Raw genomic sequence first — 23,706 nt, 5'->3', positions numbered from 1 at the left:
ATGCCGAAAGCGAGACCCGAATTGTTTGATGCCTTCATTGCAGCAACCGCCAGATTGATCAACGAGCAAGGAGTATTCGGCGTCCACATCGAGAAAATCTGCGAACAATTGGGAGTTAGCAAGGGCTCTTTTTACTGGTATTTCAAAAACAAGGAAGAGCTTCTCGTCCGCGTCGCCATTCGCTTTCACCAAGAGACGACGATCGATATGATCAAGGCTATCGAGACCATTCCCGATCCCCTGGAGCGCATCCGGCAGATCATCAAAGACAGTTTTGAAATGCTGATCACGGACCGGATTCACCGGGAGATCTGGTCGCTTACGTTTGTGTATCCCGAATTGCAGGCTCACATGCAACAGGTGGACAAGGAGCGGGTGGAATACATCCACAAGCAGTTTCTGCTTGCCGAGGAGGCCGGGCGGCTAAAACCGGGAACCTGTCTATGGCTGCACAGCCAACTGCTGGTTTCCACTTTCTCCGGGCTGATCCTTCGCTGGGCGCTTGAACCGTCAAAGCAGCCTACTGCCCAGTTTGAAGCGGCTGCCGGCTACTTCACGGATATCTACGTCAACAATCTGGAAAGGTGAACAGGGTTTTCGTTTGCACTCGCTCTCCGCTTGGCGGAAGCGAGTGTTTTTGTATAGAAGTCACCAGATTGCCAAAACTAATCGAACCGGAAAAAACGTAAAAAGGAAGGCAGGCCATGAAAAAAGTACTCCTTTTCCTGATCGATTCGATGATGCCAGATGTCTTGGAACAAAGTGTGGCCGAAGAAAAAGCGCGGGCCTTTCGTTTTTTTATGGAACGGGGGCAGTACATAAATGACTGCGTAACCGTCTTTCCGACGATGACAGCTTCGATTGACTGCTCGCTGATCACCGGCGTATATCCGGATGAACACAAGGTGCCAGGGTTAATCTGGTACGATCCGGTGGAAAAAAAGATCATCAACTATTTGAACGGGGCACTGCCGGTTCTTCAGACCGGGATTGAGCACTGTGCGAGGAACGTGTTGTTCGACTTGAACGAGCGTCATTTGAGCAAGGACGTGAAGACCATTCACGAAGAGATCGAGGAGAGGGGACGCACTTCCGGATCGATCAACGTGATCGCTCACCGCGGACACAAAGAGCATCGAGTGGAGCTGCCCTTCTTGCTGGATGCAGTGATGGGCTTTCGCATGAGTGAGAAGGTGAGCGGGCCGACCATTTTCAGCCTTGGCACTTTGGTGAAGCCCGCGATCTTTCGGCCGGTCACATGGAACTGGTCGCAATCGCCTTTAGCCTCCTACGGCCTGAACGACCCGTACGCGATTGACGTCCTGATCGAGGTGGTAAAGTCGGGAAAGCAGCCCGATTTTACGCTGATCTACCTGCCCGATAATGATCACAAGCTGCATAAGACACCACATTTGGCTGTCGAGCACCTGTCGCAAGTAGATGCGCAGATCGTCCGCTTCCTTCGCACCTTCGATTCCTGGGAACAGGCGTTGGAACAAAACATCTTTCTCTTTATCAGCGACCACGGGCAGACGGTAATTGGCCCCGGGCCGGAACACAACATTCCGCTTGAAGAATTGCTGAGCGGTTTTACCATTCTCAAACTGGGCGATACCGTGCAGGAGGACGTTGAAGTAGTCATCTGCAACAACGAGCGAATGAGCTACCTGTATCCCGTCGCGGACGGCGTCCTGCCGAAGCTGGTCAAAGCTGTGGAGGGAGACGAGCGGATCGACCTGATCGCCTGGAAAGAAGCGGAGTGGGTAAGGGTAAAGCAAGGGGGAACAGAGCGGACGCTCTCTTTTCGCAAAGGGGGAGACAGGCGGGATTGTTACCGCAACGAGTGGACCATCAAAGGGGATTGGCGGGTGCTCGACCTGAAGGAGAGCGAAGGAGGAGGCGTTGATTACGGCGATTACCCGGATGCGCTGTCACGCCTGTACGGCGCGCTTTTTTCCCAAGCTATCCAGGTTGTTGTGGTGACGGCTGCACCCGGATTCGAGTTTCTCTCCGCATGTTCGCCTACCCATTTGGGCGGAGGCAGTCACGGCTCCTTGCATAAACGGGATTCGCTCGTCCCGCTGCTGATCGCCGGCGCATCCCGCCCCATGCCGTATCCCGCCCGTATCGTTGATGTAAAGGGGTTTATCCTTCAGGAACTGGCGCTGCATGCAACTGTAGTGTGACCAGGATTGGGTAATGGTCGGAGAGGTGAACCCGCAGCACTTCGTAGTCGCATACCCGCCAGGCGGAGGAAGCAAAGACAAAATCGTATCTGCGCCGAATCGTCGGCAGGGTGGGAAGCGTGTGAAGCGCTTTTTCTCTGGCGCAGTCCTGTAGAGCGGAGGGGATCGAGGGGGTTTGGGTATTGAAGTCACCGGAGATGATCAAGGGGTGCTGACTCGCTTCGCGGTGAATTTCCCGTCGGATAATGCCGGCCTGAAGGTGCCGGCATTTTCGCCGCAAGCTGGAGTGGACCACCCAAAACGACAGTTCCGTGTCCTGCCAGAGGAGCGTTGTCTTCAATAAACTGCGCGGTTCCCTGAGGGCAGGGAGTTGCAGGGTAGCAGCCTGAAGCAGCGGCAGCCTGGTCAGCAGGGCATTCCCGTAGGAGCCGCCGGCAATTTGCAGGGCGGGTCCGAAGGCGTAGTCCAGGGACAACTGTTCGGCCAGGTACTCCGCCTGGTAGCCGAAGCGGGGGTTTTGGTGCACTTCCTGCAAAGCGATGACATCGGCGTTCAGGGAGGCGAGGAGACGCGCCATTTCTGTGAGCCGATTCCGCCAGAACAGGTCCTTGCCGCTGTGGATATTGTAGCTGACGATGCGCAGCATGAGAACGTCCTCCTTCCTTTGGCCCGGACAAGTCCGCATCGTCCGCGCCGGCTTCTTGCCTGTTAGTATGCGCCAGCCCGCACCCCGTATATTTAGTAGAATTGCAAGGCAAATTTTCACGAATTACCTCTTGCAATACTTCATAGGCTATGCTATATTAGTAAATGTCGCTCCGGCGAATAAGGAAATATCGACATCACAGATGCGCCTTGAAAAAGAGGTGGAATTCGGCAGATATGGTTTTGCTGTCGGCGAATTCCATCTGGTTTTGAAGGTGTACATTGCGGAGAGTTACCCAAGAGGCCGAAGGGGACGGTTTGCTAAACCGTTAGTATGCGTAAGCGTAGCGAGGGTTCGAATCCCTCACTCTCCGCCATTACGGCGGTGTAGCTCAGCTGGCTAGAGCGTTCGGTTCATACCCGAAAGGTCGGGGGTTCGATCCCCTCCGCCGCTACCATAGGGGCATAGTTTAAAGGTAGAACGAAGGTCTCCAAAACCTTTGGTGTGGGTTCGATTCCTACTGCCCCTGCCAGAATATTTCACCACATTCTATCATTGCGGCGGTCGTGGCGAAGTGGTTAACGCACCGGATTGTGGCTCCGGCATTCGTGGGTTCGAGTCCCATCGATCGCCCCATCTTGGGAGTATAGCCAAGTGGTAAGGCACGGGTCTGCAAAACCCTCATCCCCGGTTCAAATCCGGGTACTCCCTCCAAACATTCAAGTCCCAGTAGCTCAGCTGGATAGAGCAACGGCCTTCTAAGCCGTGTGCCGGGGGTTCGAATCCCTCCTGGGACGCCATTTTGCTTTGCATAAGGAAACATCAATACATACGTGGACCGGTAAGCTCCTGTGGACTCAGTGACCATTTTGAGTCGCAGGAGCTTTTCGTGATTGGGCCAAAAAGTTGTATACTTATGGAGTCCTGGCCTGCTTGCCCCGGCGCATAGAGTCATATCAGGGAGAGCGGGTGCTTTTTCCTGTATGAAAATTCAGCATAGGGAGGTAATGGCATTGCCTTTATGGTTGGTTTACGCTTTGCTTTCCGCGGTCATGGCAGCCTTGGTCGCCGTGTTTGGAAAAATCGGCTTGAAAGACATCGACGCAAACTCTGCAACGGCAGTGCGGTCCATTATCATGGCCCTCTTTCTGGTAGGTGTCGTTGCCGTTCAAGGAAAATTTGCACAAATGGCGGAACTTTTCTCCCAGACGAAAGCACTTTCGTTTGTTCTGCTCAGCGGCGTTGCCGGAGCGTTGTCGTGGCTGTTTTACTTTTTAGCGTTAAAGTACGGAAATGTCTCACAGGTTGGCCCGGTCGACAAATTGAGCGTCGTGATCGCGGTCGTGCTGGCACTGCTCTTTCTCGGAGAGAAGATATCCTGGGTGAATGCAGCCGGCGTCGTGCTGATCGTTGCGGGAACGATTTTGGTTGCAGGCAAATAATAACGCGGGGACACTTGAAGTAAAGTGCCCCCGCGTTTTATACGTTATGGCTGTGGTTTTGTCCTGATTTTGTTCAGCACATTCCGGATCATCGTCATTCCCGCTTCATTGCGGGCGCTCATGATCGATTCCGGATGAAATTGTACGGCCCATACTGGGAGCGATTTGTGCTCGATGGCCATCACGACGTCGTCCGATGTCTTGGCTGTGACGGCAAAACAAGCCGGCACTTGCTGCGCGTGCAAGGAATGGTATCTGCCGACCGCGATCGGACCGGCAATCCCTTCCCACAGGAAGCTTTGTTCTGTGACCTCGATCACCGAAACTTTTCCGTGATAGGGGTAAGGCAGAACATCAAGTTTGCCACCAAAATACTCTATCATCCCCTGCAGCCCCAGACAGACGCCAAAAATGGGGATGTTTTTTTCCAGGCACAGCTGTATCGTCTCGCTGAGCTTAAAGTCGCTGGGGCGGCCGGGACCGGGCGACAGCAGCACCAGGTCGAAGTCTGCATCAGAGCGCAGCCGCTCTCTGGCAAATTCAGAGCGCAGAATGGATACCTTCGCGCTGAACTGTTTAAAGTAGTTGGCCAGGGTGTGAACGAAAGAATCTTCGTGGTCAACGAACAGGATGTTAAGCCCTTCTCCGGCGTCTTTTGGCTGCTGCGGATCGGCTTCGATTGCGGCTTGCCCTGGTTCCAGAGCTTTAAACAGCGCCCTGGCCTTGGTCAAGGTTTCTTCTTCCTCGGCTTCCGGGACCGAGTCGTACAGCAGGGTGGCTCCTACGCGGATTTCCGCGATGCCATTTTTGATGCGGATCGTCCGCAAGGTCAGACCGGTATTCAAATTGCCGTCAAAGCTGTAAAAGCCGACAGCGCCGCCGTACCATCTCCGCGGGGAATCCTCGTGCTGCTCGATCCATTTGATCGCCGATCTTTTCGGGGCACCGGTGACGGTCACCGCCCACATGTGGGTCATGAAAGCGTCGAGGGCGTCAAATTTGGGGTCCAACGTTCCCTCGATGTGGTCAACGGTATGGATCAGATGGGAATAGAGCTCGATCTGCCTTCTGCCGATTACCTTCACCGAGCCGGGAATGCAAATCCGGGACTTGTCATTGCGGTCGACGTCCGTACACATGGTCAGCTCTGATTCATCCTTGGCAGAGTTGAGCAATTCCTTGATGCGGTCGGCATCTTCGATCGGGTCAGCCCCCCTCCTGATCGTCCCGGAAATCGGACAGGTTTCCACCTTGTTTCCCGTCACCCGGACGTACATTTCCGGAGACGATCCCACGAGGTATTCGCTGCCCAGGTTGATGAAAAAGCCGTAGGGGCTGGGATTGATCTGCATCAGCCTGGTAAACAGGTCGGATGGCGTGCCGGTACAGTCTCTCACGAAGGTATGCGACGGCACCACCTCAAACAAATCGCCGACCTTAAAGGATTCGATTGCCGTTTCCACCAGCTTGGCGTATCTGCCCTTTTGGTAACGGTCATGGGCCGAAGCCGGCCTTGCTGCGGCCTCGGAGAGCACTTCCTGATGGGGAATTTCAGCCGTGGACCGGCCCCTGTAGGAAAAATCGTAGGACAATCGGTACGAACATGAGAGCTGATGGTCAATGATGGTCAATTGGTCAGGGAAATACAGGATGAGATCGGAAAGCTCCGGATCGCGCTTGTGCCGCAGTTCCATTGGCTCAAATTGAAAAACCAGGTCGTAGCCAAAAGCGCCGTACAACCCGAGAAATGGGTCCGTATCTGTAGAGAACAGCTCTTTTATCGTGCGAATGAGCGAAAAGATCGAAGGCTGCAGGGTTCTTTCGTCCTCGTGAAACGCCTGCGTCGGACCGGAATTGATGGTACCCGATAGGGAACGGCTGTCTTTGTGCTCAATCGTAACCAACTCGTGTTCGGCCAAATGGTTGGCGATCGCTGTCAGCACGACGCAGCCGCGTTCCTGCAGCGCATGTAATTGGAATTTTTTACCAAAAGATTTCAATTCCAGCAGCGGGTTGACAAAACCGATATCCCAACGGGAGTAGCGGCCGGGGAAATCCATTTTACTGGAGAAAACGGCCCCCTTGTTTGTGTCGATTTTTTGCAACAGTGTGTCGATTGACGCGCTTCCATCTACAGGGGCGATCGTTCTCGTAACCTGGATTCCGGAAGGGGTGCTAAGGTGGATGGTTTCGGGGCTGATTTTTAACGAAGCTAAAATACTCATCTTTTTCATTCCTCCTTTTCTCAGAGGAGAACAGGGGGAAAAATTGAGAAAAGCATGTAAAATCATATTCTTTTTTCTCTACTTTGCTCTACTCAACTCAACCAACCTGACTCATCTCTTCTGTGCTACCCAAAACTATAACATATCGCCCGAAGATTCTCCAAGCATTTATTAGGCCGTAACGTTTTCGTTTCCTTCTGCATCTATAGTCTGAACACTCTGTACTGACGCGGGAGGAGGAAATGTGGTCACATGTTGAAAAGGAGCGTTTTTTTGTCACTGTCACTGCTGGTGCTGATCGGCGGGTGTTCGCAGCAAGCTGCAGTCCTGCCGAAGCCTGAAGGCAGCAATGCATTTCAATCCGCTTCGGTGCTGCTCGTTGAAGATACCGGAGAACAGCTGCAGGCCAGTCCGATCGACCCGGTTACATTGCAGAATCTGCCGGGGGATACCGCACTTCGTTTGGGCCATCATTACAGTTATGCGGCAAGTCCGGACAGCAAGCGGCTGGCATTCGTCATTTGGCCGACCGGAGAAGGGCAGGAAAACGGAGAGCTGCATCTGATCGACACGACAACGTGGCTGGATGCAAAAATGGACGGGATCTCCCTCACGGATGCAAGCCAGTTGTGCTTTCATCACGACGGCAGCCAGCTTTTCTGGGTGGAGCCTGCCAGTCGAAGCTACCCGGCGGCTTTCCGGCTCACCCGGTACGACCTCGAAAAAAAGCGGGCGTCTTCGATCGTCGACTTTCCGGAGTCGTTTATCCCGACCCAGTTGCGCTTGATGCCCGGAGGAAGAGAAATGGCTGTATACGGAGAGTGGGACAGCCGCCGGGAGCAGATGCTTGAAGCTCCTGAACTCTTTTCTGTCGATCTGGAGACAAACCAGGTAAGGGCCAGGCTCAGCCTGGACGGAATGGACATCCAGGAGGGGAGCGATTCGATCTTCCATACGCTGAGTCCGGGCCTGGCCTGGGATCTGCAAAGAAAGAGGCTGTACATCGCGCACGCCGACGAAGAGAAGTTGACCGTCGTCAATTTGGATACGTTTGCAATTGAAAAACAGGCAGAGATTCGCCCGGCGCGTTCTGTTTTCGGCAAGCTGTTCGGCTGGTTGGTTCCTGCCGCGCAGGCAAAGTTGGCCGCAGGAACGCAGATGCGAGCGGAACTGAGTGCCGACGGTGCTTTCCTCTATGTAACAGGGGTACGAAGGGAGCTTCACAATCAGGCGAGCGATGTGGTAATAAGCGAGTCGCCGCTTGGCCTTAGGGTAATCGCCACCTCTGATGCAAGCGAGGTGGAGCGTCTGCCGATTCCGGTCGACGATGTCCATCTGACGCCGGATGGCAAATATCTGCTGCTCACCGGGGCGATTCGCCGGCAGGAGCTGGGCCGTCCGTACCAACAGCCCCGCGGAGCCGGTTTATATGTGTACGAAGCAAAAGCAGAACATCTAAAGCAGCTCGCCCGGTTGGAGCCAGACAGCGTCGTACATGTGGCGGGCTTTACGGCGGACAGCAGGTACGCTTACACAACCCAGCGGACAGAGTCGGACAAAGAGGTGTGGAACGTAGTTGATCTGAAGGATGCGCGGGTCGTCACCAGTCGGCAGTCAAGCCGATGGTTTTTGGACGTCGTGCCGCTGGTTCGGTGAAAAGCAGCCGCCTCATCATCGAGCGGGGCGGCATGCGAGTTATGGCCCTGGGACAGGCTTGCGGGCGATGACTGTGCTGGCTGCGTGTCTGTGGGGGATGTTGCTGGAGCTGCAATCAAAGATGACTTCTTCCGCCTCGATGACGTCCCAGTCAGCGTAATAGCCCTGCAGTTCTGTTCTTTTGTAGAGATACTCGTTTTCTCCCCAATCCGGGGCAAGTTCAACGTCGGGATGCTCGACAAATGCGAACAGCACGTGCAGTCCCCCGGGCAGCGTCCTCTCCTTAAAGCGGGAAAATTGGCGGTTTCTGTTTTGCGGCTCGATGTACTGGAGGGCACCGATGGAATAGACAAGGTCAACAGGATCCTGCCATGCGAAGTCATTGATGTCCGCTTCAACTGTTTTGATTACGGCATTTCGTTTGGCCGCCAGCCTCTCTGCTTTGGCCAATCCTGCCGGCGCGATATCAACGGCAATCAGCTCGAATCCGGCGCGGGCAAGAAATACGCTGTCACGCCCTTCGCCGGCACCCAGGTCGACGATTTTCATGCTTTTTCGCCGGTCTTCGGGGATGTAATCCAGGATTTTTTCCGCCAAACGGCTGGGTTCCATTCCCCAGTAATACTCCTCCTGCAGGTAAAGCTTTTGCAGCTGCTCTTTGTCCATTGAAGATTCCTCCCATGCGAGTTCGATTTGACAGCTGTATCGTAAGGCGGCACGCAGCGGCAAGGTCAAGCGATTTTTCTATGTTTTTCGAATCGGCACCGCAAGGACGATGTGGAGCAAGTCGTTGATTTGCATGTGTTTCGTGATGTATCCGTGCGCATCAAACCAACAGAGCAACTGTGAGCGGTCGGAATAATACTTGTCTTCGATCTGGCGGATTTCCGCCGCTTTTTTTTCGTTTTCCAGCTTCCGCAAAAAATCGGTTCGTTTCTGCATGTCCGCAAACATCAGATCGGTGATACAGATGCGGCCGTGAGGTTTTAGCACCCGGCGCATCTCTTCCAGGGCAAGCGGTTTTTGTTCGTCTGTAAGATGGTGGAAGGCAAAACTGGTGACGATAAAATCAAACGTTCCGTCCATATAGGGAATGGCGAGGAAGTTCCCGATTTTGGTCGGAATAGCTGGATACTTGCGCTGACATTGTTTCAACATTTCCCTTGACTGGTCAAGGCCGGCCATTTTGATCCCCCGTTCCTGGAATTTTCCGGCGAGATTGCCTGTGCCGATTCCGATGTCCAGACCTTGTTCTCCTGCTTCAGGTGAGATCCACTCTACCGTCAAATCGAGAGCCTGGTCGTAATCTTCTTTCACCAAATCGTCATACATACTCGCCTGGCAGTCAAAATTCCATCGATCGTACCAATTTTTGCGAAGTTCACGCAGTCTTTTCGACCCTTCGGCAAGCCGGAAAACGTCATCCAACACGAGCGATTGACTTTGCTTTAACAGCTCGATCATGCGGTCAGTCGTTTCAATGATTTGCTTTAATTCAAGCCATTGGGAAAAGACGGCGGCCCGCTGCAGCTCGAGATAGTGACGAAGCTCGTTGTCGTCTCCTTTGTCAATCTGCTGCAGCACGTTGCGTATTTCCTTGATGCCCATGCCCACTTCGCGAAGGGAAATGATCGTCTGCAGGCGCCAGATGTCTTTTTCCGTGTAGACGCGATAGTTGTTCTCCTGTTTGATTGGTACGATCAGCCCATTTTCTTCGTAAAAGCGAATTGCACGTGAGGAAATCCCTAATCTCTCTGAGACTTCTTTGATTTTCATGAGCTTCATATGAGACAACCCCTCCTTTTGTAGTGTAAACCTTTCCCATGCGTCAAGGTAAAGATTGGGATCCTTTTTTCCTGTTTTTTTCTCTAAAATTCCTATTGACTCTGATGTCACAACGGTGTATACTTCATTACTGTCAAAGTGCTAAGACAGACAAGCATGGGCCTATAGCTCAGCGGATAGAGCACTGGCCTCCGGAGCCAGGTGCCCAGGTTCGAGTCCTGGTAGGCTCGCCATTTTTTCCCCGAAGTTTAGTCCGGAAGCATTTCGGGGTTTCATATGCGGTCGTGGTGGAATTGGCAGACACACCATCTTGAGGGGGTGGCGGGGCGACCCGTGCGAGTTCGAGTCTCGCCGACCGCACCATGGTACTTTTGGCATGAATAGATAGTCTGATTGACAATGTCGTTGCAGTCGTTGTACGATGCAAATGCCTACTAGAATGAAAGTGCGGGTGTAGTTCAATGGTAGAACTTCGGCTTCCCAAGCCGACAGCGTGGGTTCGATTCCCATCACCCGCTCCAATCAGCATGGAGCAGCCTTTCTTAACAGAAGGCTTTTTTTTGTCTCATGTATGCCGTATAGAACCGTCAGAACGTGGGAAAGGTGATAGGGACGAGAAAAAAAGAAAACAGGCATGCTTTTGCGAGAAGTTCATATCCTATAGGAGAAAACTGCAAAAAAATAAAGTTTTTGCCACTTTAGTACGATTGCGAAAGAAAGGGGTATGAAGTACACTCGCACTTGAGAGCCCGTGTAGCAGAGAGAGAGAAAAAAATAAAAAAACCATTAACCTATCCCAGGTACAAATCGGGTAGGTCGAGGAGAAGAAACGATGAGTGCATGGAAGGAATCAATTGAGGGGTTATTCATCGGATTTACTTCGGCAGTAGGGGTGATCAGCACCTATCAGACACTAGTCTCCTGTGGTGGTTTGTTTAGAAAAAAAGAGGCTGTTACACACAAACCACAAAAAACCTTCGCCGTGCTGATTGCCGCACACAATGAAAGTGCTGTCATTGCGCCGTTGATCGAGAACCTGAAAAAGCTCGATTACCCGCGCGACATGTACGACATCTTTGTGATTTGCGACAACTGCACCGACAATACGGCGGAGCTGGCCAGGGAACACGGGGCGATTGCATGTGAGCGCTTTGACAGTTCAAAGCGCGGCAAGGGGTTTGGCATCGAATGGATGCTGGAAAACCTCTGGTCGATGCCAAAGCAATACGATGCAGTCGTCATGTTTGATGCTGACAACCTGGTTGAGAAAAACTTTCTGATGGTAATGAACGATCGACTTTGCAAAGGGGCGCGTGTCATCCAGGCGTACCTGGATTCAAAAAATCCGTTCGACTCCTGGATTACGCTTTCTTACGCTGTTACATACTGGTTTACCAACAGAATGTGGCAGTTGGCCCGCCACAATCTCGGTCTGCCCAATACGCTAGGCGGCACGGGGTTGTGTATCGAAAGCAAGTTGTTGAAGGAGATGGGGTGGGGCGCAACCAGCCTGACCGAGGACCTGGAGTTTGCCACCCGCTGCATCGAACGGGGCATTTACCCGACTTGGGCCCACGATACGAAGGTGTATGACGAAAAGCCGATCGACCTGCGTTCATCCATGCGCCAACGGCTGCGCTGGATGCAGGGTCATTACGACGTGGCGGGCCGCTACATCGGTTCGATGTTAAAGAACGCCATCAAGGCGGGACGGCTCGGCATGCTGGATGCAGCCTTTTACCTGTTCCAGCCGATGTACGTCTTGATCATGACGATGATGTCTGTCCTGTTTTTAGCCCGTTTTTTCGATACGGGGGGAATGTTCAGCTTTACCCAACTGTTGCCGTCATGGCTGCTTTACGGAACGACCGCGCTCATTTACTTGCTGCCATTCGTGGCGCTGTACTTGGATAAGGTCCCGTTAAAAGGCTACCTGGGACTGCTGCTGCTGCCGTTCTTTTTCCTGACATGGCTGCCGATCTTCTTTTACGCCTTCTTTACAAAGAAGAATCAGGTATGGAGCCATACCAGTCATACACGGGCGATACGAATCGAAGAAATGCAGTGACGAGACTCCATATATTTTGCCGGGACCACGGATTGACCGTGGTCCCTTTTCTTGGGGATTTCTGATCTGTTATAGTAAATGGATCGGCGTCATGCTGGAAGGGGGAAACAGTGATGCAGCAAGCAGCCAGGCTTGCCGAGCGAGACAACAGCGAGCCTCTCTGGTGGGGGGATAAGCGGTATCATACATGGAATTACCACCTTCGCCAGCTCTTTTGCGAGAAGGTGTTCAAAGTCCCGCTTGACGGCGGCCTTACCTGTCCCAACCGCGACGGAAAAGCGGCGGTCGGCGGCTGCACCTTTTGCAGTGCCCGCGGTTCGGGTGATTTTGCCGGAGAGCGGCGGATGGCTTTGGAGAAGCAGTTCGCAGAGGTGAAAGAGCGGATGCATGCAAAGTGGCCCTCGGCAAAATACATCGGCTACTTTCAGGCTTTCAGCAACACCTACGCGCCTGTCCGGGAACTGCGCGACATGTACGAACTGATTTTACGGCAGGAGGGCGTGGTCGGACTGTCTATCGCGACCCGTCCCGACTGCTTGCCTGACGATGTAGTCGAGTACCTTGCAGAGTTGAACGAACGCACGTATCTATGGGTGGAGTTGGGCTTGCAGACAATTCATGAACATACCCAACAGCTGATCAACAGGGGGCATGATTACCAGTGCTACCTCGATGGAGTGGAGAAGCTGCGGAAGCACAATATCCGGGTCTGCTCTCATATTATTTATGGTTTGCCCGGCGAAACGCAGGAAGAGATGATGGAGACGGCACGGGCGGTCGCCCACCTGGACGTCCAGGGAATCAAAATTCACCTGCTGCACCTGCTTCGCCACACGCCGATGGTTAAGCAGTACGAACAGGGCTTGCTGCAATTTCTGACGCAGGAGGAGTATACGAAGCTGGTCGTCGACACCCTGGAAATCCTGCCGCCCGAGATGATCGTTCACCGCATCACAGGTGACGGTCCCGCGGACTTGCTGATCGGTCCGATGTGGAGTCGGAAAAAGTGGGAGGTCCTGAACGGAATCAATGCAGAAATGGCCAAGCGGAATACCTGGCAAGGAAAATTTTATGAAAAATAGAGAACCCGCCTAGGGTTCTTTTTTTGTGTCCACCAGCCTTCGTGCCCGTCGGGGGTAGTTGGTGATGAGACCGTCGATATCCCAGGAGGCAAGACGCCTGATTGCCGAAGGATCGTTAACGGTCCAGGCGACGACCGACAGTTTGCGCCGGTGGGCCTGATCCAGCAAAGTCCGGTCGATCCCGCCGACGGGCGCATGAAGCTGTTCAGCTTGGTATTGTTCGGCTACTTCCCAGGGGTCGCTCAGCTTCCCGATGTAGAGCAGGGCCGTTTGGATCTTCCGGTTCTTCCGCTTGATCTCGGCGAGGCTGCTGTAATTAAAGGAAGAGATCGTCACGCGCTTCTCCAGCTTGTACAGGTCGATCAGCTCCAGTACTTTGTCCTCCAAGCCGGGCTGGGGTACGAGCAGGTTTTTCATTTCCAGAATCAACCGCAGGCTTGTCGGCTTGGCAAAGGCAAACACCTCATGCAGGCTGGGAATGCGGGCCGCCTGAAAGCGGGGATGAAACCACCCGCCGGCACTCAACTGCCGCAGTTCCTTCCAGGTATGATTTTGAACCAGTCCCGTACCGTTGGTGGTCCTGTTTACTTTTACATCGTGGATGACGACGACCTCGTGATCGGAGCTGAGCTGCACGTCCAGCTCGATGCCGTCTGCACCGTGCCGCAGCGCGGCGTGAAAGGCGTCAAATGTATTTTCTGGATAGCGTCCGGAGGCACCCCGGTGGGCGTAGATAAGAGGCTTCACGTGAGCTTCCTCCTTTTTTCCCGTTATTCCCATAGATATGCGCCCGGCATCCCCAACTGAACAGCTTGGTAGGAAGGATGAAGCGGCTACTGCTGTTTTTGCAGTTTCAGCACGATGATCAGTAGCACAAACAGGACAAGTACGGTGAGAAAATGGTCGTCGAAACGATCCTGCTCCACGTCCCGTCAACCTCCTTTGGGCGTTTGTTTATTTGTATGCAGCGGGGCCAAAAAAGGCGAATGCCCATCGGCAGGGTTTTGTACACTGTGGAGAATGACGTCCCGGAAAAAAGCGCTACAATGGGAGGTAAAACAATAACCGCAAAGAGGGGGGAAGAGGCATGCCGGATCAATATCACTTGATTGTCGACAAGCCGAATAAACGGGTCAAATTGCTGCGCTACCGGCCTGAAGACCTGGACGCGCTTCACGCCGAGATGGAGCGGATTGCCTTGGCGGACCGCCTGACCAAATGCATCGTCTACGCCGCCAGGGCAGATGTGGAGAAGCTGCAGTCGCTCGGATACACGCTGGAAGGGAGGATCGACGGATTCTATTTGGGCAGAAACGCGTACATGATGGCGCGCTTTCTCAGTGAGGAGCGGGCGGCCTCGGCTGCCGCCGAATTGGCTGAGGAAGTGCTGCAGGCAAGCCTGGCCAAGGCAAAGGCTGGCACTCCGGCAGCAAGCGGACTTCCTGACGGGTACCGGCAGCGGGACGCTGTGGAGGCGGACGCGGAAGAGCTGGCCCGGCTGTACGGGATTGTGTTTGCCACTTACCCGACGCCGATGGACGATCCCGCGTACGTCCGCAAGACCATGCAGGAGAACACCTACTACACTGTCGTCGAATGCGGCGGAAAGATCGTCTGCGCGGCCTCCGCCGAGGTGAGCCCGGAATACGGGTCTGTCGAGTTTACGGATTGCGCTACCCATCCGGATCACCTGGGACGCGGCCTGCTGCAGCCGCTGTTTTACACCCTGGAAGCAAAAATGGAGCAGATGGGGATTTACTACCTCTACACCTTGACCCGCGCCCAGTCGCACGGCATGAACATCACGGCGGCCAAACACGGCTTTACCTACCGTGGAAGGCTGATCAACAACTGTACGATCTATTCCGGGTTCGAGGATATGAATATTTGGGTAAAACCGCTGAGGCCTTCGCATGACTAGCTTTTGAACAGGATGCCCTGCAGGCGGTAAGCCATCAATGCCAGCTGCAGCTGCCAGCGCTGGGCGGCATTCGCCAGTGATTTGCCGGTTTTCGCTTCAATCTGCTGCAGCCGATACTTCAGTGTGTGGCGGTGAATGTAGAGGGTTTGCGCAGCCTGCAGACCGTTCAAGTTGGCCTCCAGGTACACCTGCAGGGTATCGAGCAGGCGGTGCCCGTACTGTTTGTCATACGCCAGCAGCTGATCCAGCAGCGGGCTCCACAGTTTGCGCAGCGCCTCCTTCTGCTGATGAAACGGAAACAAAAACTGATAGCCTTCCATGTCTGCATAGCGGAGCACCGGACTCTGGGGCTTGATGAGCGGATATACCTGTAGGGCGAAGACAGCTTCCTGCGCGGCTTCTGCCAGTTCGGCCAGCTCGCTGCGCGGGCTGCTGACGGCTGCGGCCAAGGGAGAACCAGGAGCGGATTTTGCCCATTGGGCCGGAAGTTGCGCAAGCAGACGGTCGCTTTCCGTGCCGCTCGGCAGGATCATCAGCAGATGGGCGCTGCGCTCCCTCAGCAGGCAGGGGACGCCGTACTTCTCGGCGAGCCGCTTGATGAGCCGAATCAAATTGTGGTGCTGCTCTGCCGTCTCGGCAAGCTGATCCGCTGCGCCGATCTGCAGCGCGGCGACCAGGTGGCTGCCGGTCAGCGGGTACCCCAGCATCCGGCTGCGCGTCTCTGTGTCGCGGTTGAGGGAAAAGCGGCCGTTGAGCATCTCTTCGGCAAAATCCCCCTGCATCCGCCACTCGGCCTCAATCACAGCCCGCTCTTTGACGAATTCCAGCGCGCACAGCGTACTGGCGTGCTGCAGCGCGATCTGGTCCAGCTCCTGCCACTTGCGGCGGGGCTTGGACAGGGTGACGCTACCGTACGTCTCCCGCGTCGTTTGGATCGGCAGCGAGACCTCGACAGCCGGCTCAGCGTTTTCTGCTTTGGATGGCGTGGCGGCGAGCTGATTGCCAAAGGCGTCACGGATGGTGACGTTTCCCTTGGTCAGCCGGGCCAGTTCGCCGGCGATTGCCGCCAGTCCTCCGCCGGAAAGCGAGATGCGAATCATCTGTTCGTGAATCGCCTGCGAATAGGCCAGGGTCTCAAATTGCCGATTGACGATCGGCTGCAGGATCGCCTTGGTCACATGGGAAAAGTTTAACTCCACGGGGATTTCGATCAGCGGCAGGCCGTGCCGGTTGGCCATCTCGATCAGCGCCTGGGGGATCTCCCGCAGGTAGAAACCGGTGTGGATCGCCACCCCGCTCAGACCGCGACTGGCCAGGCGGGGGATGAACTGCTCCAGCTTCTGGCGATCCTCCTCGAGGCCAAAACCTGTCGTGATCAAAAACTCGCCCGCTTGCAGGCGCGTCGTATCGTCCAGGATTTCGACGATGGTCACCCAGCGAATGTGATTGTCCAATCCCGCTTCTCCGGCAACGAGCCGCGTCTGCACCATGTCCGGCAGCTGCAGTGCTTCACGAATGGTAATGCTCATCGGCACCCGCCTCCTTCTCCCATTCATTATACAAAATGTATAAAAGATTTTGTCTGTTGAGACGCTTTTTTTTCCACCCGGTCGAATGGCAATCCAGATGCATTGCGCTACCATGAGGGTAAAACGACTTAACTTTCGAGGTGCTGGTTATGGGAGAGAGAAAAAGCTATGTGATCAAACCGGATTTGGGCAAGGTGTACCCGACCGTCTCGCACGGAGAGGGGATCTATTTGTACGATGCTGCCGGAAAGCGCTATCTCGACGGGTGCTCCGGGGCGGTGACGGCAAGCATCGGCCATGCCGTTCCGGAAGTAGCGGAGGCGATGAAGCGGCAGGCCGAACTGGTTTCCTTCGCCTATCGCTCGCATTTCAGCAGTGAACCTGTGGAAGCGCTGGCGGCAAAATTGGCTGCCTGGGCACCCGGCAGTCTCAATTGGAGCTTTTTTGTCAGCAGCGGTTCGGAGGCGACGGAGACTGCCCAAAAAATTGCGATTCAATACTGGCAGGAAAAGGGCCTTGAGCGGAAGAACCGGATTATATCCCGCTTCATGAGCTACCACGGCATTACCATGGGGGCCCTGTCGATGTCCGGCCACGTGCTGCGCCGCAAGCGGTTCGTCCCGCTGCTGCAGGACTATCCCAGCGTGCCGACACCGTACTACTACCGCTACGGTGGGGAGCTGACGCCGGAGGAGTACGGGCTTCGCTGCGCCGATGAGCTGGAGCAGGCGATTCGGCGGATCGGCCCGGAGCATGTCGCCGCCTTTATCGCAGAGCCGGTGATTGGCGCGGCTGGCGGCGCGATCGTTCCTCCGGCGGGGTACTTCCAGCGAATCCGGGAGATCTGCGACAGGTACCAGGTGCTCTTCATCGCCGACGAGGTGATGACGGGCATGGGCCGGACGGGCAGGAACTTCGGGATCGACCACTGGGGAGTCGTGCCCGATCTGATGGCGCTCGGCAAAGGCATGAGCGCAGGCTACACGCCGATGGCGGCAGCGATGGTCTCGGATGAAATCATCGAGACGATCCAGCGCGGCTCCGCCTCGATCATGGCCGGACATACCTACAGCGCCAACCCTCAATCTGCCGCTGTTTCCCTTGCTGTCTTCCGCTACCTGGAGCAGCACAACCTGGTCGACAACGCGGCAGAACAAGGAGCCTATCTCTTGGCCGAACTTCACAAGCTGGCAGAGGAGTACCCGTTCATCGGCGACGCCCGCGGCCTGGGACTCTTGTGCGGTCTGGAGTTCGTCCGGGACAGGCGGACGAAGGAGATGTTCGCTCCTTCGCTCGGCGTTGCGGGTCGCGTCATCGGGCGGGCGTTTGAGCGCGGGCTGATGATCTATCCGGCTTCCGGCGCGGTGGAAGGCGGAGCCGGAGACGCGGTTATCATCTCCCCGCCGCTTACGATCAACCGGGAACAGATTGACGAATTGCTGGCCATATTGCGAATGGCGATCGAAGATGTCCAGACGGAATTGAAACATGAAGGGCTGTTATCGCTGTGACAGGAGGGCACAAACATGCGTAACCAGAATCCATTCGACAAGGTGGTACCGATCGAAGAAGCACTCCGCCATTTTCACGATGGGATGGTGCTGATGGTAGGCGGGTTTGGCGGTGTAGGCAATCCCCCGTCGCTAATCCAGGGGATCTTGGACAAAAACGTGAAGGACCTCACCCTGATCAGCAACGATACGGCGTTCCCGCAGATCGGGGTGGGCAAATTGGTGACGGAGCGCAGGGTAAAGCGGGTCATCGCTTCCCATATCGGCTCCAATCCCAATGCCGGGGCGCAGATGACCGCCGGGGAACTGGAAGTGGAATTTTGTCCGCAGGGGATCCTGGCAGAGCGCATCAGGGCAGGCGGTGTGGGCCTGGGCGGGATCCTCTCCGACATCGGCATCGGCACGATCGCCGAAGAGGGAAAACAAAAGGTGACGGTAGGCGGCAAAACCTATCTGTTGGAGACGCCGCTCACAGCCGAGGTGGCGATTGTCCACGCGAAGCGTGCAGACAGGCTGGGCAATCTCATCTACGATACGAGCGCCCGCAACTTTAATCCGCTGGTGGCGATGGCCGGGGATTTGACCATTGTGGAAGCGGACGAGATCGTCGAGACGGGCGAGCTTGATCCGGAGGAGATCGTGACGCCGGGTGTATTCGTCGATATGATCGTGCAAAGCGAAGGGGTGAACTGGCGATGGGCATGGGAGAAGTAAAACAGGCGGAGAGCTACCGCGAGCGCATTGCGCGGCGGGCAGCACAGGAAATTGCCGACGGAATGATCATCAACCTGGGGATCGGCATTCCCACCCTGGTCGCGGACTATATACCAAAAGAAAAGCACGTCTTGTTCCACGCGGAAAACGGCATTCTCGGCACGGGACCAAGTCCCGCCCCCGGCGAAGAAAATCCCAATCTGTGCAATGCCGGGGGGTTCCCCGTGACGCTCGTCCGCGGCGCTTCGTTCTTTGACAGCACCACCGCCTTTGGGATCATTCGCCGCGGCAAGCTGGATATGACGATCCTGGGCGCGCTGGAGGTCAGCGAGCGGGGAGACATCGCCAACTGGATCGTCCCCGGCAAGCGGGTGCCGGGCATGGGCGGAGCGATGGAACTGGCCCAGAAGGCAAAGAAGGTGATGGTGTTGACCACACATCTCGACAAGAACGGCCGATCCAAGATCGTCCGCGAGTGCAGTCTCCCGCTTACCGCGAAAGCCTGCGCAAACCTGATCATCACCGATATGGCGGTCATGCAGGTGCGTTCTGACGGCCTCTACCTGCTGGAAGTGATGCACCCCTACACGGTCGGAGACGTGATCGGGGCTACCGAAGCGGAACTAAAGCTAGACGGCGAAGTTGGCGTATACCGCTGAACAAAGGAGGGATAGCGATGAGCTGGCAGGAGAAGATCAAGGAGAGAATCAAAAAGGAGCAGGCAGAGGCGACCGCCCTGCTGCAGGAGTGGGTCAGAGAGGCTAGCGTGCAAGGAGCGGAACGCTCCATCCAGGAGAAAATCGCCTCCTATCTGGCGGACATGGGGCTGGAGGTTGACCTGTGGATCATGGAGGGAGAAGAGCTGACCCGCCATCCGTATTTTGTCTCGCCGCGCAGCACGTTTGAGGAGAGTCCCAATGTAGTGGGGGTCTGGAGGGGGAGCGGCGGCGGCCGTTCCATGATACTCAACGGGCACGTCGATGTGGTGCCCGCCGGCGACCGGACGCAGTGGGATCACGATCCGTTCAGCGGGGAAATCATCGACGGCAAACTGTACGGCCGCGGCGCGACAGACATGAAAGGCGGCAGCCTCGCTGCCCTGCTGGCGATCAAGGTCTTGCAGGGGCTGGGCGTCCGGCTTAAGGGAGATGTCATCTTCCAGAGCGTGGTAGAAGAAGAGAGCGGCGGAGCAGGGACGCTGGCTGCCATCCTTCGCGGGTACAAGGCAGACGCCGCGATCGTTCCCGAGCCGAGCAACATGAAAATTTTCCCCAAACAGCAAGGCTCGATGTGGTTTCGCCTGACTGTAAAGGGGCGTGCAGCCCACGGGGGCACCCGCTACGAAGGGGTCAGCGCCATTGAAAAAAGTCTGCAGGTGGTGCAGGCGGTCGGCCGCTTGGAGAAGGAGCGCAACGGCCGCATCACGGATCCGCTCTATGAGAAATTGCCGATCCCCGTCCCGATCAATATCGGGGTCATAGAAGGCGGAAAGTGGCCTTCGATGGTCGCCGACCTGGTAAAGCTGGAAGGCAGGATGGGCGTCGCTCCCGGAGAAGAGATGGAGCAGGCGAAACAAGAGATGGAACAGGCGTTGAAGCGGCTGGCCGAGGAAGATCCGTGGTTTGCCGAAAATCCTGTCGGGCTGGAATGGTTTGGCGCCCGCTGGGTCCCGGGAGCTGTGGAGGAAGACCATCCATTGGTGACCTTGCTGAAGCAAACCTATGCCGCTGTCATGGGCGAGCCGCCGGTCATTGAGGCTTCGCCGTGGGGGACGGACGGAGGCCTGTTGACCAAGCTGGCAGACACTCCGGCGATTGTCATCGGCCCGGGCGTGACCAAGGTGGCCCATTATCCCAATGAGTACATTCCGCTCGAGAACGTCTTTCAGTGTGCCGAAATCTTCGCGCTGACATTGCTGGAGTGGTGCGGAATCGACGAGGAAGCAGCCGCCCTGTAAGCGGAGGCGCATTCTTCTGCACAGATATTTCAGAAGATTCGGGAAGGAAGGTTCGCTTTCGCGGAGAATGTTATACAAGAACCCCTTTTCAGATGGAGGAGAATGTGAATGAGAAAAGCGTTTTACATCGGCGGCCAGTGGGTCGAAGGCAGCGAGTACAGTCCGTTGTACGCCCCGCATAGCGGAGAACAGTTGGCGGAAATCCCGCTTGCTGATCAGTCTATAGTCGAACAAGCGATCCAGGCGGCAGAGCAGGCAAATCCGGTCATGCGGCAGATGCCGGCCCACCAGCGGGCAAGCATGCTGGCCAAAATCGCCGACCTGTTCGCCGAACGAAGCGAGGAAGCGGCGCGGATCGTTGCCGAGGAGGCGGGCAAACCGTTGAAAACGGCTCGGGGCGAAATCGCCCGGACAATCCAGACCTACAGATTTGCCGCTGAAGAGGCGAAGCGGATCCACGGCGAAACCCTGCCGATCGATGCCGCGCCGGGCGGAGAAGGGCGCATCGCCTATACGGTCCGGGAGCCGCTGGGAACCATCGGGGCGATCACCCCGTTCAACTTTCCGATGAATCTCGTCGCCCACAAAGTGGGTCCCGCACTGGCGGCAGGCAATACCGTCGTGCTCAAACCGGCATCGCAAACGCCTTTGTCGTCCCTGTTTCTAGCCCAACTTGCCGAGGAGGCAGGACTTCCGGCCGGCGCGCTGAACGTCATCACGGGAAGCGGAGGACTGGTGGGCGACATCCTGGTTACCGATCCGCGCATCAAGGCGATTACCTTTACCGGCAGCCCGCAAGTCGGGATCGGCATCCGCAACCGCGCCGGTTTAAAACGGGTCACCCTGGAATTGGGATCGAACTCCGCCGTCATCGTCGATCGGGACGTCAATTTGGCAGAAGTCGTACCCCGCTGTGTCTTCGGCGCCTTCAGCTATTCCGGGCAGGTTTGCATCTCCGTCCAGCGGATTTACGTTGTGGATGAAATCTACGAAGCGTTCGTGGAGGCGTTTCTAGCGGAGACGCGCAAGCTGCGCGGCGGTGATCCGCTGCTGGAAGACACCGACTTCTCCGCGATGATTCACCCCAAAGAGACGGAGCGGGCTCTCTCCTGGATTCGCGAGGCCCAGCAGCAAGGGGCTCATGTACTGACAGGCGGAGAGGTGGAGGGCCGCGTTCTTCTGCCGACGGTGCTCACAGACGTACCTGTGGACGCCAAAGTCTCCTGCCAGGAGGTCTTCGGCCCTGTAGTCCTCATCAACCGCGTCGGGTCTGTGAAGGAAGCGATTGGCTGCGTCAACGACTCCCGGTACGGCTTGCAGGCAGGTGTCTACACCAACGATCTGCACACGGCGCTTGATGCTGCCGAGCGGCTGCACGTGGGGGGAGTCATCATCAATGACATCCCTACCTTCCGCGTCGACCACATGCCATACGGTGGAGTGAAGGAGAGCGGCATGGGACGCGAAGGGCTCAAGTACGCGATTGAAGAGATGACCGAAATGAAGCTGGTCATGTTCAAGCGATGATAGGCAGGTTTTACGGAGTGCAGCAAGGGAGAAATCCTTTCGCTGCACTCGCTTTGTGCCGAAGCGGATGGGAGGCATCCGCCTTTTTCATTGCTCGTAAAGAAATATTTACCCGGTTTCCCCCACATGAAAATCCGATGTGGTATAATGCATCTTCGGGGGTGTAAAGGTTGGAGTCTTGGAAGCGAAATTTGATTGTGCTGTGGCTGGGGGTATTCTTGTCAAATGCCAGCTACACGATGGTCGTCCCCTTTCTTTCCTTATATCTCTTTGATTTAGGAGTCGGTAAACAGACAGTGAATTTGTGGTCGGGCATTATTTTTTCGGCCGCTTTTTTCGTTGGTGCGATAATGGCTCCCTACTGGGGGGCACGAGCGGATCAGACAGGCAAACGCAGAATGGTGATCCGCGCCGGGATCAGCTTGACGGTTGTATATTTATTGGCTTCATTTGTAAGGAATCCTTGGGAATTATTGGCGGTCCGCATGCTGCAGGGCTTTGTCAGCGGGTTCGTTCCCGCCTCGATGGCGATCGTCGCTTCGTCCGTACCGCAGAACAAAATGGGCTGGAGCCTCGGGATCATGCAAACGGCAGGGGCAACCGGGGGAATATTGGGGCCGCTGTTCGGGGGGCTCCTCTCTGAGTTTTTCGGGATGCGGCTTGCCTTTGTCGTCTCTTCTGTTGTGATTTTGCTGGCGACGGTCGCAGTCTGGCTGTTTGTCAAGGAAGAAAAGATCGTCCCGAGCCAGGTCAAGCATCGGGTGATCGAGGATATCAGGGCCGCTTGGCACAATCGGATACTGATGAAAATGCTGGCGCTGCTCTTCATCGTCCAACTGGTCTACATGGTGTTGCAGCCTCTGCTGACGCTGTACGTCACCCAGCTTCAGGGACAGGTGGAAGGGGCCGTCCTCTCGTCTGGCATTATCTTTTCGCTGAGCGGGATCGCCGGAATCATTGCGGCTCCCTACTGGGGAAAGATCGGCCAGCAAAAGGGCTTCTTCAACATTCTTTACATCGCCCTGATCGGTGCCGGGATCATGAATGCGGCGCAATTCCTGTCAAATAATCTCTGGACATTTGGCGGAGTCCAGTTCGTCTTCGGGCTGTTTATCTCCGGCGTGCTGCCGGCGGTGAATACGATTGTGGTAGAACATACAGATGCCGATTTTCGCGGCCGGGCGTTTGGGCTGACGACGAGCGCCAACCAATTGGGCTCCATGGTCGGACCGATCCTTGGCGGACTGCTCGGTTCTCTGGCAGGAATCCGCTTCGTATTTGTCTGTACCGGCACAATGCTGGTGATCGTAGGGTTGATTGTGTGGAAGTATCTGGCCAAGAGGAAGCTTCCTGCTGCGCCATACCAGGATTCGTTTCACTGAGGCAGACCTGGATGCCGCTCCACTTCTGTGAGAAACGGTATGCATCCGTTTTGTGCAGAAGTGGACCATGCTTCT

The 23,706-nt window shown here is 55.7% G+C and carries 19 protein-coding genes and 9 tRNA genes; 22 read left to right on the top strand and 6 right to left on the bottom strand.

The features are described from left to right. Both HGBM_RS28760 and HGBM_RS04575 read left to right on the top strand, forming a co-directional pair. A complete protein-coding gene (locus tag HGBM_RS28760; protein WP_019119908.1) occupies positions 1-588 on the top strand; it encodes a TetR/AcrR family transcriptional regulator in 588 nt (195 codons plus the stop codon). Between the two features lie 116 nt (positions 589-704). Continuing rightward, the gene (locus HGBM_RS04575; RefSeq protein WP_019119907.1) at positions 705-2,186 is read left to right on the top strand and encodes an alkaline phosphatase family protein; all 1,482 of its coding nucleotides are present in this window, start codon (positions 705-707) and stop codon (positions 2,184-2,186) included. On the opposite strand, the gene HGBM_RS04570 is transcribed toward HGBM_RS04575, so the two are convergent. Then, entirely contained in the window at positions 2,146-2,832 is a 687-nt protein-coding gene (locus HGBM_RS04570) for an endonuclease/exonuclease/phosphatase family protein (RefSeq protein ID WP_019119906.1), read from the bottom strand. The two genes, HGBM_RS04575 and HGBM_RS04570, sit on opposite strands and share 41 nt — an antisense overlap. 285 nt (positions 2,833-3,117) lie before the next feature. Here HGBM_RS04570 and HGBM_RS04565 point away from each other — a divergent pair. The 7 genes from HGBM_RS04565 (at position 3,118) to HGBM_RS04535 (ending at position 4,274) form a co-directional block, all read left to right on the top strand. Continuing rightward, positions 3,118-3,208 (top strand) — tRNA-Ser (locus HGBM_RS04565). A 4-nt stretch (positions 3,209-3,212) separates the two neighbouring features. Then, positions 3,213-3,289, top strand: a tRNA-Met gene (locus HGBM_RS04560). 1 nt (position 3,290) lies between these two features. Further along, positions 3,291-3,364, top strand: a tRNA-Trp gene (locus HGBM_RS04555). Between the two features lie 28 nt (positions 3,365-3,392). Next, positions 3,393-3,468: transfer RNA gene (locus tag HGBM_RS04550), tRNA-His, on the top strand. A 4-nt stretch (positions 3,469-3,472) separates the two neighbouring features. Beyond that, positions 3,473-3,546, top strand: a tRNA-Cys gene (locus HGBM_RS04545). Between the two features lie 9 nt (positions 3,547-3,555). Further along, positions 3,556-3,632, top strand: a tRNA-Arg gene (locus tag HGBM_RS04540). Positions 3,633-3,845: 213 nt separating this feature from the next. Then, a complete protein-coding gene (locus tag HGBM_RS04535) occupies positions 3,846-4,274 on the top strand; it encodes an EamA family transporter (protein WP_019119905.1) in 429 nt (142 codons plus the stop codon). A gap of 44 nt (positions 4,275-4,318) precedes the next feature. Here HGBM_RS04535 and HGBM_RS04530 read toward each other — a convergent pair whose 3' ends face one another. Next, entirely contained in the window at positions 4,319-6,499 is a 2,181-nt protein-coding gene (locus tag HGBM_RS04530) for an anthranilate synthase component I (protein WP_019119904.1), read from the bottom strand. Between the two features lie 273 nt (positions 6,500-6,772). On the opposite strand from HGBM_RS04530, the gene HGBM_RS04525 reads away from it, so the two are divergent. After that, positions 6,773-8,155: a hypothetical protein gene (locus HGBM_RS04525; protein WP_147512802.1), complete on the top strand. Its 1,383-nt coding sequence runs from the start codon at positions 6,773-6,775 to the stop codon at positions 8,153-8,155. 39 nt (positions 8,156-8,194) lie between these two features. Here HGBM_RS04525 and HGBM_RS04520 read toward each other — a convergent pair whose 3' ends face one another. Then, entirely contained in the window at positions 8,195-8,821 is a 627-nt protein-coding gene (locus HGBM_RS04520) for a methyltransferase domain-containing protein (RefSeq protein ID WP_019119902.1), read from the bottom strand. A 78-nt stretch (positions 8,822-8,899) separates the two neighbouring features. Then, on the bottom strand, positions 8,900-9,931 hold the full coding sequence (locus HGBM_RS04515; protein ID WP_026074205.1) for a MerR family transcriptional regulator: 1,032 nt from the start codon (positions 9,929-9,931) through the stop codon (positions 8,900-8,902). Positions 9,932-10,098: 167 nt separating this feature from the next. On the opposite strand from HGBM_RS04515, the gene HGBM_RS04510 reads away from it, so the two are divergent. From HGBM_RS04510 to mnmL, 5 genes are all read left to right on the top strand, one after another. Then, positions 10,099-10,173 (top strand) — tRNA-Arg (locus HGBM_RS04510). 45 nt (positions 10,174-10,218) lie between these two features. After that, a tRNA-Leu gene (locus HGBM_RS04505) sits at positions 10,219-10,303 on the top strand. A gap of 84 nt (positions 10,304-10,387) precedes the next feature. Then, positions 10,388-10,461 (top strand) — tRNA-Gly (locus HGBM_RS04500). A 311-nt stretch (positions 10,462-10,772) separates the two neighbouring features. After that, positions 10,773-12,008: a glycosyltransferase family 2 protein gene (locus tag HGBM_RS04495; RefSeq protein ID WP_019119900.1), complete on the top strand. Its 1,236-nt coding sequence runs from the start codon at positions 10,773-10,775 to the stop codon at positions 12,006-12,008. A 113-nt stretch (positions 12,009-12,121) separates the two neighbouring features. After that, a complete protein-coding gene (gene mnmL, locus HGBM_RS04490) occupies positions 12,122-13,090 on the top strand; it encodes a tRNA modification radical SAM protein MnmL/YtqA (protein WP_019119899.1) in 969 nt (322 codons plus the stop codon). Between the two features lie 9 nt (positions 13,091-13,099). Here mnmL and HGBM_RS04485 read toward each other — a convergent pair whose 3' ends face one another. Beyond that, positions 13,100-13,837 carry a glycerophosphodiester phosphodiesterase gene (locus tag HGBM_RS04485; RefSeq protein ID WP_019119898.1) on the bottom strand — a complete coding sequence of 246 codons (738 nt, stop codon included), beginning with the start codon at positions 13,835-13,837 and terminating at the stop codon, positions 13,100-13,102. A 340-nt stretch (positions 13,838-14,177) separates the two neighbouring features. On the opposite strand from HGBM_RS04485, the gene ablB reads away from it, so the two are divergent. Further along, positions 14,178-15,011 (top strand): putative beta-lysine N-acetyltransferase, encoded by an 834-nt coding sequence (gene ablB, locus HGBM_RS04475; RefSeq protein WP_019119896.1) that lies wholly within the window; start codon positions 14,178-14,180, stop codon positions 15,009-15,011. Here ablB and HGBM_RS04470 read toward each other — a convergent pair. Further along, positions 15,008-16,540 carry a PucR family transcriptional regulator gene (locus HGBM_RS04470; protein ID WP_019119895.1) on the bottom strand — a complete coding sequence of 511 codons (1,533 nt, stop codon included), beginning with the start codon at positions 16,538-16,540 and terminating at the stop codon, positions 15,008-15,010. The genes ablB and HGBM_RS04470 overlap by 4 nt on opposite strands. Positions 16,541-16,689: 149 nt before the next feature. Between HGBM_RS04470 and HGBM_RS04465 the strand changes: the two genes are divergently transcribed. From HGBM_RS04465 to HGBM_RS04440, 6 genes are all read left to right on the top strand, one after another. Then, entirely contained in the window at positions 16,690-18,051 is a 1,362-nt protein-coding gene (locus tag HGBM_RS04465; protein WP_019119894.1) for an aspartate aminotransferase family protein, read from the top strand. Positions 18,052-18,066: 15 nt separating this feature from the next. Then, on the top strand, positions 18,067-18,765 hold the full coding sequence (locus tag HGBM_RS04460) for a CoA transferase subunit A (RefSeq protein ID WP_019119893.1): 699 nt from the start codon (positions 18,067-18,069) through the stop codon (positions 18,763-18,765). After that, a complete protein-coding gene (locus HGBM_RS04455; protein WP_019119892.1) occupies positions 18,747-19,424 on the top strand; it encodes a 3-oxoacid CoA-transferase subunit B in 678 nt (225 codons plus the stop codon). Before HGBM_RS04460 ends, HGBM_RS04455 begins: the two co-directional genes overlap by 19 nt. 17 nt (positions 19,425-19,441) lie before the next feature. Beyond that, positions 19,442-20,722, top strand: coding sequence for a peptidase (locus HGBM_RS04450; protein ID WP_019119891.1), 1,281 nt, complete (start codon positions 19,442-19,444; stop codon positions 20,720-20,722). 108 nt (positions 20,723-20,830) lie between these two features. Then, entirely contained in the window at positions 20,831-22,249 is a 1,419-nt protein-coding gene (locus tag HGBM_RS04445) for an aldehyde dehydrogenase family protein (RefSeq protein WP_019119890.1), read from the top strand. 170 nt (positions 22,250-22,419) lie between these two features. Then, a complete protein-coding gene (locus tag HGBM_RS04440; protein WP_019119889.1) occupies positions 22,420-23,631 on the top strand; it encodes an MFS transporter in 1,212 nt (403 codons plus the stop codon). Positions 23,632-23,706: the final 75 nt, after the last annotated feature.

The organism is Brevibacillus massiliensis (assembly GCF_000311785.1).
In the GTDB taxonomy this organism is placed as follows: domain Bacteria; phylum Bacillota; class Bacilli; order Brevibacillales; family Brevibacillaceae; genus Brevibacillus_C; species Brevibacillus_C massiliensis.
The sequence above is the reverse complement of the archived record's forward strand: the minus strand, read 5'-3'. Positions and strand labels throughout refer to the sequence as shown.